The sequence below is a fragment of the uncultured Flavonifractor sp. genome (assembly GCF_944387675.1).
Taxonomy (GTDB): Bacteria; Bacillota; Clostridia; order Oscillospirales; family Oscillospiraceae; genus Flavonifractor.
Genome location: NZ_CALXFV010000089.1, coordinates 1 through 9,408 on the forward strand (window position 1 = coordinate 1; position 9,408 = coordinate 9,408).

Here is a 9,408-nt window from a genome sequence, read left to right on the forward strand (position 1 = left end):
GCGGCACCTGGATTTGAACCGGGGACACTGCGGGTATGAACCGCATGCTCTAGCCAACTGAGCTATGCCGCCGTTTCACCCGGACGAACAGGGCAAGAGTTAGTATACCCGATTCCCCGCCGCTTGTCAACTGCTTTTTTCTATTTTTTCTAATTTAGTCGATCTTATACCCCACGCCCCACACCGTTTTGATAAACCGGGGATTGCGGGAGGGCTCCCCCATCTTCTCCCGCAGACGGCGGATATGTACCATGACGGTGTTGTTCCGGTCCAGGTACTTCTCCTTCCACACCGCCTCGAACAGCCGCTCGGCGGAGATCACCTGTCCCCGGTTTTCACACAGCATCCACAAAATATCAAACTCAATGGGGGTCAGCGCCAGCTCCTTCTCGTACAGCCAGCACTCGTGGGTGGAGCGGTTGATGACCAGGCCGTTGAAGTCGATGATGTCCCGGCTGTCCGCCCCCTTGTCCGCCTCGTTATACCGGGTGTACCGCCGCAGCTGGGCCTTCACCCGGGCCATCAGCTCCAGGGGATTGAAGGGTTTGGTGATGTAGTCGTCCGCTCCGATGGTCAGGCCGGTGATTTTGTCCATATCTTCCGCCTTGGCCGTCAGCATCAGCACCGGGAATCGGTGCTGCTTGCGGATCTCTCCGCAGAGGGTGAAGCCGCTGATATCGGGCAGCATCACATCCAAAATGGCCAGGTCCAGCCGCTGGCTGTTCACCACCGCCAGAGCCTGGGTGCCGGTGCCGCACTTGAAGACCGTGCAGCCCTCGCTTTTCAGATAGACCTCCACCAGATCGGCAATCTCCGGCTCGTCATCCACCACCAATACGTTGGCTTCCACAGGCGTCCCCTCCTCTTTTTTCCCATTATAAGGTTGACAGCCGGGCGGCGTCAAGCCGCCGGGCGGATCGTAAGAAAATCATCACAACTTTCCCCCCCGGGTGTAAGTAGTGACTTTTTGGGGGAAAGATGATACAATGCCTGATATGCAATGCAGGAGGCACGCCATGGACCGCTTTGACAAGCTGCTGGCTCAGGCGCTGGAGCAGGCCCGGTCCCTGGGCATTCCGGCGTCGGAGCACATTGACCCTCATGTGAAAATCAACCGCCGGGCGGTGACCCGGTTCGGCTGCTGCACCCGCCGGGCGGACGGCAGCTTTTTCATCGAGCTGACCCACCGGCTGCTGGAGGGGACGGACCGGGCCTGCCTCCAGACCCTGGCCCACGAAATACTCCACACCTGCCCCGGCTGCCGCAACCACGGCCCCCTCTGGCGGGAGTATGCCGGTCGGATGAACCGTACTTTCGGCTACGCCATCGCCCGCACCGGCACCTGCGGGGAACTGGGCGTACCGGACCAGCGGCCGGTGCGGCACCTGGTGGTATGTACCGGCTGCGGCCGGGAGTTTCCCCGGGCCACCGCCTCTCCCCTGGTACGCCACCCGGAGCGCTACCGCTGCAAGTGCGGCGCCCCGCTGGTGCGCAAGTATTGAAGCTGTAAGGAGGGACTCTCCACGAAAAAGCGGAGTAAAAAGGCCCTGTTCAACCGGCTCTTCTCCATGGTTGGTCTGGCCATTGGAGCCGGCATTCTGGTGGGACTGATGGTCCACGTGGGCCGCACCACCGACCTGCGGCAGCTGCTGGCGGGAATGGAGCCGGTCTGGCTGGCCGCCGCCGCCCTGTGCGTCCCCTTCAGTGAGAGTGTGGACGGGCTGATCTTCTTCGGCATGGGCCGCTCCCTGGGCTGCCCGGTGCGGCTGGCCGGCTGCCTGGACGCGGCCTATATCGGGGAGTTTTACTATAAGCTGGGGCCGGCCGGCGCACCGGTACAGCTCAAGCTGATGTATGACGCGGGTATGCCCGCCACCTATACCGCCTCTATCTACACCTGGAAGGGGGTGGCCAACACCATGGTGTACACCTGCTACGCCGTGGCCGCCCTGATTTACGAGCTGGTCTGGCGGCGGACGGGGCTGGGCGCGGCGGTGGCGGGGGCGGGCGTACTCATCGCACTGTACCTGTTTTTGTGCGGGCTGGCTCTGTTTACCGCCGTGCGGCCGGCCCCCATCCAGCGGCTCATCCGCCGCATCCTCACCTTTCTCTCCCGTCACTGGCGGGTGATGGCCAGGCCGGGCATGGTGGACAAGGGTATGGGCAAGGTGGAGGAGTTCTGCGGCCAGCTGCGCGCTTTAAAGGAGAACCGCCGGATGTTTCTGGGCCTGTACTGCGGCATGTTTGCCGAGCTCACCGTCCTGTTCTCCGTCCCCTTTTTCCTCTACCGGGGGCTGGGCCTCACCGGCTGCTCCTTCTGGGAGATGGTGATGGTACAGTGCCTGGTGATGGTGCTCTCCCGGATCATCATGCTGCCGGGGAACGCCGGCGGCGCGGAGGGCAGCTTTTACCTGTTTATGGGACCCATCTTCGGCCAGCAGCTGGCGGTGGGGATGATTCTGTGGCGGTTTGCCACCTTTCTGGAGGTCCTGCTGCTGGGCGGGCTGTGGTCGGTGGTCCGGTTTGCCAAGCGCTCCGCCGCCCGGGGTCACCCCTGACGGGGAAAGGAGGCCGGTATTGATGAACGGAAAATACACCAGACTGAAGCTGAAAATGCTGCTGTGGGTGGTGGGCGGCACTCTGGTCGCCGGCGCGCTGGGTGTTTTTCTGCTGGAAGTGGTGGTGGACGGAATGCTTCAAGATCCCATCTACCGGTTGTTCCTGTGGGGCGCCGGCGCTCTTTTCGGCCAATCCCGGGAGAGCGCCGAGCTGCTCTACCAGCAATATGTCCGGGACAACAAGCAGGAGATCCTCACCCTGGGTACCATGGTGCTGATGCTGGTGGCCTTCTACCTGGCCATGGGCCGGTTCACCCGCTGGCTGGACGAGGTCCGCACCGCCACCCGGCGGCTGCTCTATCCCGGGGCTGACCCGGTGGAGCTGCCCCGGGAGCTGGCGCCCATTCAGGAGGATCTCAACGCCATCCGGCGGCAGCTCTCCGCCCGGGAGGAGGCCGCCCGGGAAACCGAGCAGCGGAAGGGAGACCTGGTGGCCTTCCTGGCCCACGACCTGAAAACACCCCTGACCTCAGTAGTGGGCTATCTCACCCTCCTGCGGGATAATCCAGGCCTGACGGAGGAGCAGCGGGCCAAATTCACCGGCATCGCCCTGGACAAGGCCCAGCGGCTGGAGGAGCTGCTGGCGGAATTTTTCGACATTTCCAAGATGGATCTGGACAGCGGCGAGGGGGAGAAGGTCCCCATCCAGCTGTCCATGCTCCTGGAGCAGCTGGCCGATGAGTTCTACCCCCTGTTTGCCGAAAAGGAGCTGACCTGCGTTCCCCGCATCCAGCCCCATCTGATGGTACTGGGGGACCCGGACAAGCTGGCCCGGGTGTTTGACAACGTACTGCGCAACGCGGTGAGCTACTCCACCCCCGGCGGCCAGGTGGACATCCACGCCGCCGCCCAGGGCGGATATGCCGAGATCACCATCCGCAACCAGGGTCTGGAGATCCCCGAGGGAGAGTTGTCCAACATCTTCAACAAGTTCTACCGGCTGGACGCCGCCCGCTCCTCCCGCACCGGGGGAGCGGGACTGGGCCTGGCCATCGCCAAGGAGATTGTGGAGCTCCACGGGGGTTCCATCCGGTGTGAGTGCAACGGGGCGCTGACCAGCTTTGTCATCTCCCTGCCGCTGTATAAGGAGGCGCACCATGGTCTGCGAAAAAGCCGCGCTGGACTTTCTGAATCGAAATAAGCTGCTCTACCTGGACATGCTGGAGCCTATCCGCCGGGGTACAGCCCAGCTGCTGTACTCCGCCGGCGACGGAGTGCTGCTTTACGACCGGCTGGCGGAGGTGTACATGCTGGGGGCGGACACTCCCCGGGCGCTGGAGGCCATGCTGCCCCTGATGGCGGGCTGCACCATCCTCACCGGCCACCAGATGTGGTATAAGGAGGCGCTGGCCGCCCGGTTCGGGCTGAAAACGGAGCAGATCTGCCGTCAGGCTGCCTGGCTGCCGCCCCGGCCCCCCGCCCCCCTGCCCTTCGGCGGGGAGCTGCGGCTGTTGGACCAATCCTGGGCGGAGTGGGTGTACGCCCACTACAGTCACGCCTTCGGCGGGGTGGACTATATGGAGGGCGCCCTGGAGCGGGGGATGCTGGGGGCCTTTGTGGACGGGCAGCCCGCCGGCTTCGCCGGGTTCCATGTGGAGGGGGCCATCGGCATGCTGGAGGTGCTGCCCCCCTACCGCCGCCGGGGAGTGGGAGAGGCGCTGCTCCGGGGGGTGGTGTCTCTGGCTCTGTCCCGGGGACAATACGCCTACGGCCAGGTGTTTACCGACAATATCCCCTCTCTGGCCCTCCAGCGCAAGGCGGGCATGACGGTGTCGGAGGAGCTTCTGTTCTGGCTGTTCTAAGGGGTCGGCCTTGACTTTTCCCCCCTGTCCGGTATAATAATTTTGTTCTGAGAGGCATGTTGCGGTTTGCTGGGAGGTTCTTTCACTATGCCGGAAACTTTGACTACCGCCAGACCCACTGTGGTACTGGTGGCCTTTTATAACAAGAAGGCCCTGGGGGTGCGCTATCTCCAGGCCGCCCTGGAGCGGGCGGGCTATCAGGTGCGCACTGTCTTTTACAAGGACTTCAACTCCGTCCAGCCCAGTCCCACCACTCTGAAGGAGCTGGAGCTGTTCCGCCAGGTGGTGGCGGACGCCAAGCCGGTGCTGGTGGGTCTGTCGGTGATGAGCTCCATGTACCTGGACACGGTGTATCAGGTGCTGGACGCCGCCCGGTCGGCCGCCTCCGCCCCGGTGGTGTGCGGCGGCGCGTTTGCCACCATGTTTCCCCAGCGGCTGCTGGAGCGGGGGGCCAGCTTCGTTCTCCGGGCCGACGGGGAAGAGAATCTGTGCCGGCTGGCCAGCGCCCTGGAAAACGGCACGGACTACACCGGCATCCCCTCCCTGTGCTGGATGGAGGGGAACGAGGTCCACTGCAACGAGATCGGCGGGCTGGTGAACGAGGTGGACGCCTGCGGCCTGCCGGTGGTGAACAGCAAGGGCGCCTGCTATATCGAGCACGGCACTCTGGTGGAGGGGGACCCCCAGCTGTCCACCCGCAGCTATGAGGTCATCGCCTCCCGGGGCTGCCCCTTCACCTGCTCCTACTGCTGCTGCGTCAACCTGCGCCGGCTGCTGCCCAAGGGCATCCACGGGGTGCGCACCCGCTCGGTGAAGAGCGTGATCGACGAGCTGGTGGAGGCCAAGCGGACGTGCAAAAAGCTGGCCTTTATCCACTTTTATGACGAAATTTTCCCCAACCTGCCCGGCTGGGTGGATGAGTTTGTGAAGGAGTACGGCAAAAAGATTCATATGCCCTTCACCATCTGGTCCCACCCCAAGATGGTGGATCTGGAGACCCTGAAAAAGCTGAAATCCGTGGGCCTTACCGAGGTCATCATGGGTATCCAGTCCGGCTCGGAGCGGGTGCGCCGGGACATTTTCCACCGGTATGAAACCCAGGAGGAGATTCTGAACGCCATTCGGGCCATTCGGGAGGCAGGGGTGTTCTGGGGGAGCTTTGATTTGATGCTCCAGCACCCCTTTGAGACCATCGCGGATTTGAAGGAATCCTATTACCTGGTGAAGCAGTTTCCCTCCCCCTATGAGCTGCAGCTCCACGGCCTGAACTTCCTCCCCGGCACCGACATTGTGGGCATGGCCATTGACCAGGGCCTGTGCACGCCGGAGGAGATGGACCGGGTGATGTTCGCCCCCATGGAGGAGCAGTTCGGGGCCTACTGGAAGCAGGACGCCTCCCCGGAGAGCCAGGCCTGGTACCGGATGATCTACTGCTGGCAGTTTGAGAAGTTCCGCAAAAAGCTGCTCTCCTGGGAGTCCGACCCGGTGGCCCACGCCAGGGAGCTGGACGCCTGCTACGCCCAGGCCCAGAAGATGGCCCGCACCCGCTACCTGTATAAAAAGGGCTATGTGGTGTGGCGCCGGATGGTCATGGGACTCTCCCCCGCCAAACGGTAACCGGACACAAACAAAAAGGACACGCCGCGGCGTGTCCTCTGAGACTGTCGAAAAAGGCCGTTGGCCTTTTTCGACAAAAGGCTGCATGACGAATGGGGTTCGATTTCTTGCGAAATAGTCACCCCATCCGCCATGAGAAGGGTCAGTTCCGTGGCGCATGTCCCCGGAACTGACAGATTTTGGTTTGATTCCGTCGTCTGCGGACGACGGAACTCTGCGAGGCTCTCCTGCGGGGGAGTTTTTCCACAAGCTGAGAGGACACGCCGCGGCGTGTCCTTTTTTCAGGCTGTTACCTCTGGTCCAGGGGTACAAAGGTGCGCATGGGGGCCACCGCCTTGTAGGCGGGACGGATGATCCGGTTGCCCGGCTGGTAGACCTCCTCGATGCGGTGGGCGCACCAGCCCACCATGCGGGCCACGGCAAACAGGGGGGTGTACAGCTCCTGGGGAATGCCCATCATCTTGTACACCATCCCGGAGAACAGGTCCACGTTGGCGCACACCACCTTGCTCTCCCCCTTCACGGAGAGAAGCACCTCGGGCGTAAGCCGCTCCACCGTCTCGTAGAGGGCGAACTCCTCCTCCATCCCCTTGGTCTGGGCCAGATTCCGGGCAAATTTCTTCAGGATGACCGCCCGGGGATCGGACAGGGTGTAGACGGCGTGGCCCATGCCGTAGATGAGGCCGGAGCGGTCCCCCGCCTCCTTCCGCAGCAGTCTGCCCAGGAAGTGCTTTACCTCCTCCTCGTCCTGCCAGTCCTTTACCCCCTCCTCAATATAGCCGAACATCTCCATCACCTTTTTGTTGGCGCCGCCGTGCCGGGGTCCTTTCAGGGAGCCCACCGCCGCGGCGATGGCGGAGTAGATGTCGGTGCCGGAGGAGGAGAGCACCCGGCAGGTAAAGGCGGAGTTGTTGCCGCCGCCGTGCTCGGCATGAAGCACCAGGCACAGATCCAGCAGCCTGGCCTCCTGCTGGGTGAACTGGTTGTCGTGACGGACGGAGTAGAGGAAATTCTCCGCCACACTCAGCCCCGGCTGGGGCCGGTGGAGGTAGAGGGACTCGTCGTCATAGTAGTGCCGTTTCACCGCGAAGGCGTGGGCCACGATGACCGGCACCCGGGCCACCAGCTGAATGGCCTGGCGCAGCTGGTTGGACAGGGACATGTCGTCGGGGTTGTCGTCATAGGAATAGAGGGCCAGCACCGACCGGGCCAGCTTGTTCATCACGTCGGGGCTGGGGGCCTTGATGATCATGTCCTCGGTAAACATGTGGGGCAGGGTGTGGTTGTCGCTGAGCAGCTGCTGGAAGGTGGCCAGCTGCTCCCGGGTGGGCAGAGCGCCGAACAGGAGCAGATAGGCGGTCTCCTCAAAGCCGAACCGGTTCTCGCTGACAAAGCCGTTGACCAGCTCCTCCACATCAATACCCCGGTAGATCAGCCGGCCGGGGGCGGGAATCCGCTCTCCATCCTGGAGATAGTAGCCCATAACGTTGCCGATCTGGGTCACCCCAGCCATAACGCCGGTGCCGTCGGCATTGCGCAGGCCCCGCTTCACATTGTACCGCTCATAATACGCCGGATCAATGTGGTTATGCTTCTGATACTCTCCGCATAGACTTTCAAGGAAGCCCCCAAAGGCTTCCCGCTCCATATTCTGCATGCAAACCCGCTCCTTCTCCCAAATTGTGTTTGCAGTTATTGTATTCCCTTTTCCCGCCCTCGTCAATTCAAAACAATGTATCCCATGGATTTTTGGGTAAAACACCCTGAAGAAAGCGGCGGCAGCCCAGCCGGAAAGTGAATTATGATGAAGAAAAACTTGCAAAAAAACCGGCCGCGACGATGCGTCAGGCAGGTGGTGGCCACAGCGCTGATCCTGTTGCTGGCGCTGTTTCTGATTCCGCTGCTGCTGTTTGGCACGGCGGGGCTGGAACGGGGCGGGTCGGAGGCACCCTCCGCCGGCGGCCTGCCCCTGGACCGGACAGTGGTGACACCCCAGCCCTCGGCGGACAGTCAGGTATCCGTCCGGGTGGCCCTGGCCGACGGCAGCGTGCTCACCCTGGGGCTGGATCAGTACCTGTGGCGGGTGGTGGCGGCGGAGATGCCCGCCTCCTTTGAGCCGGAGGCCCTAAAGGCCCAGGCCACCGCCGCCCGCACCTACACCCTGTCCAAGCTGGGCCGCACTTCGGACCGCCATCCCGACGCCGACGTGTGTACCGACATCACCTGCTGTCAGGCCTATCTGGACCCCGCCCAGGCCGCCGCCAACTGGGGGGACGCGGCGGAGACCTACACCGCCAAAATTGCCGCCGCCGTGGCAGACACCGACGGGCTGGCCATTCTGTATGACGGCCAGCCCATCCAGGCGGTGTTTTTCTCCTCCGCCGCTGGCCGGACGGTAGACGCGGTGGAGGTGTGGGGCAACGCGGTTCCCTACCTTACCGGGGTGGACAGCCCCGAGGGAGAAGAGGTCCCCAATTACCACTCCACCGTCTCCTTCTCCCCGGAGGAGCTGAAAGCCGTCCTGCTGGCCCAGTATCCCGAGGCCGACCTGTCGGGGGACCCGGCCGGCTGGTTCCAGGCCGTCACGCCCAACTCCGCCGGCGGAGTGGACACGGTGGAGGTAGGGGGCGTCACCGTGTCCGGCGGGGCGCTGCGCACCTTGCTGGGGCTGCGCTCCACCAGCTTTACCGTGGAGGCCACAGCACAGGCGGTGACCTTTTCCGTCACCGGCTACGGCCACGGAGTAGGCATGAGCCAGTATGGAGCCAACGCTCTGGCCAAGGAGGGCAAGCGCTATGACGAAATCCTGACGTGGTATTACACCGGCGTGGAGGTGGCCCCCTATGCGCCGCCAGCCTAAAAATTTGTTAGCTTTCCAGCCAAAATGTCGTTGTCAAACAGGCAGCTCTTTGGTATAATATCAAATTGGATTGGTATGTACTATGCCGTCCTAATTTGACGTAAAGTGAGAGATCGCGCATGAATACACGGTATGACGTTGCCATTCTGGGCTGCGGCGAGGCCGGCATTTTCGCCGGATACGAGCTGATGCACCGCAACCCCGGACTGAACGTGGTGGCCCTGGACCAGGGCGCCGACATCTACACCCGCAGCTGCCCCATCGTGGCGGGCAAGGTGAAGGAGTGCATCCACTGCAAGGTATGCGGCACCATGTGCGGCTTTGGCGGTGCCGGCGCTTTCTCTGACGGAAAATACAACTTTACCACCGCCTTCGGCGGCTGGCTCACCGACTTTATGTCCAAGGAAGAGGTGATGCGCCTCATTGACTATGTAGACTCCATCAACATGAAGCACGGGGCCACCGACAAGGTGTTCTCCACCGACACCCCGGCGGCCCGGGCGCTGGAGAA

8 protein-coding genes and 1 pseudogene are annotated in these 9,408 nt (G+C 62.8%); 7 read left to right on the forward strand and 2 right to left on the reverse strand.

Going from position 1 to position 9,408, the window contains the following annotated elements; genetic code table 11:
• Positions 1 to 154 precede the first annotated feature (154 nt).
• Positions 155 to 850, reverse strand: coding sequence for a VanR-ABDEGLN family response regulator transcription factor (gene vanR / locus Q0J74_RS08735; RefSeq protein WP_297213444.1), 696 nt, complete (start codon positions 848 to 850; stop codon positions 155 to 157).
• Positions 851 to 1,016: 166 nt separating this feature from the next.
• Between vanR and Q0J74_RS08740 the strand changes: the two genes are divergently transcribed.
• The 5 genes from Q0J74_RS08740 (at position 1,017) to Q0J74_RS08760 (ending at position 6,037) form a co-directional block, all read left to right on the forward strand.
• Complete coding sequence (locus Q0J74_RS08740) at positions 1,017 to 1,502, forward strand: SprT-like domain-containing protein (RefSeq protein ID WP_297213447.1); 486 nt, start codon at positions 1,017 to 1,019, stop codon at positions 1,500 to 1,502.
• 66 nt (positions 1,503 to 1,568) lie between these two features.
• Entirely contained in the window at positions 1,569 to 2,558 is a 990-nt protein-coding gene (locus tag Q0J74_RS08745; RefSeq protein WP_297213451.1) for a lysylphosphatidylglycerol synthase transmembrane domain-containing protein, read from the forward strand.
• 22 nt (positions 2,559 to 2,580) lie between these two features.
• Positions 2,581 to 3,759 (forward strand): sensor histidine kinase, encoded by a 1,179-nt coding sequence (locus Q0J74_RS08750; protein ID WP_297213453.1) that lies wholly within the window; start codon positions 2,581 to 2,583, stop codon positions 3,757 to 3,759.
• The gene (locus Q0J74_RS08755; RefSeq protein WP_297213456.1) at positions 3,716 to 4,420 is read left to right on the forward strand and encodes a GNAT family N-acetyltransferase; all 705 of its coding nucleotides are present in this window, start codon (positions 3,716 to 3,718) and stop codon (positions 4,418 to 4,420) included. Before Q0J74_RS08750 ends, Q0J74_RS08755 begins: the two co-directional genes overlap by 44 nt.
• An 87-nt stretch (positions 4,421 to 4,507) precedes the next feature.
• Positions 4,508 to 6,037, forward strand: a complete 1,530-nt coding sequence (locus Q0J74_RS08760; protein ID WP_297213458.1) for a B12-binding domain-containing radical SAM protein — start codon at positions 4,508 to 4,510, stop codon at positions 6,035 to 6,037.
• Positions 6,038 to 6,326: 289 nt separating this feature from the next.
• On the opposite strand, the gene Q0J74_RS08765 is transcribed toward Q0J74_RS08760, so the two are convergent.
• Entirely contained in the window at positions 6,327 to 7,685 is a 1,359-nt protein-coding gene (locus tag Q0J74_RS08765) for a citrate/2-methylcitrate synthase (protein WP_297213464.1), read from the reverse strand.
• 153 nt (positions 7,686 to 7,838) lie between these two features.
• Between Q0J74_RS08765 and spoIID the strand changes: the two genes are divergently transcribed.
• Together spoIID and Q0J74_RS08775 are read left to right on the forward strand one after the other, a co-directional pair.
• On the forward strand, positions 7,839 to 8,897 hold the full coding sequence (gene spoIID, locus Q0J74_RS08770; RefSeq protein WP_297213461.1) for a stage II sporulation protein D: 1,059 nt from the start codon (positions 7,839 to 7,841) through the stop codon (positions 8,895 to 8,897).
• Between the two features lie 119 nt (positions 8,898 to 9,016).
• Positions 9,017 to 9,408: pseudogene (locus Q0J74_RS08775) on the forward strand (FAD-dependent oxidoreductase); the annotation flags it as partial.